Annotated in this window: 1 protein-coding gene; it reads right to left on the reverse strand. The window is 63.5% G+C overall.

Going from position 1 to position 761, the window contains the following annotated elements; translation table 11 throughout:
* Positions 1-97 precede the first annotated feature (97 nt).
* Positions 98-761 (reverse strand): tRNA preQ1(34) S-adenosylmethionine ribosyltransferase-isomerase QueA (gene queA / locus EN984_RS36495; RefSeq protein ID WP_127384448.1); only part of this gene is annotated, 664 nt, incomplete at its 5' end.

Below are 761 nucleotides of genomic sequence, written 5' to 3' on the forward strand. Positions count from 1 at the left end.
GATGCAGCCGCGCATGGCGGAATCGAGGTGCTGGCGAATGCCGGCGCGCAGCTTTTTCAATTCCGCATTCAGCGCATAGCGGTCAAAGGCTTGCAGATCATCGTCCATCGCTCGTCTCCGCTCGGAAAAGCAGGCTTGCGTCGCCATAGGAATAGAATCTGTAACGGTTCTCGATCGCATGGGCATAGGCCGCACGCATCGTGTCGAGGCCGCTGAAGGCCGAGACAAGCATGAACAGCGTCGAGCGCGGCAGATGGAAATTGGTCATCAGCACGTCGGCGGTGCGAAAACGGTAGCCGGGCGTGATGAAGATATCGGTCGGACCGGACCACGCAGCCAGAGTACCGTCCTCACGCGCCGCACTCTCCAGCAGTCGCAGCGAGGTCGTGCCGACGGCAACGACGCGCCCGCCTCTTGCTCTTGCAGCATTCAGGGCGTCCGCAGTAGCTTCGCTGACCGAACCGGTCTCGGCATGCATCTTGTGGTCGGCGGTGTCGTCGGCCTTCACCGGCAGGAACGTACCGGCGCCGACATGCAAGGTGACGAAGCGGCGTTCGATGCCCTTGCTGTCAAGCGCTGCAAAAAGCTCCGGCGTGAAATGCAGGCCCGCTGTCGGAGCCGCGACGGCGCCTTCCTCGCTTGCATAGATGGTCTGGTAGTCGGCCCGGTCGCGTTCGTCGTCGTCGCGTTTCGAGGCGATGTAGGGCGGCAGCGGAATGTGGCCGACCGCGTGCAGCGCCTCGTCGAGGAACGGCCCCGAC

It is taken from the genome of Mesorhizobium sp. M7A.F.Ca.CA.004.12.1.1, from assembly GCF_003997835.1.
In the GTDB taxonomy this organism is placed as follows: domain Bacteria; phylum Pseudomonadota; class Alphaproteobacteria; order Rhizobiales; family Rhizobiaceae; genus Mesorhizobium.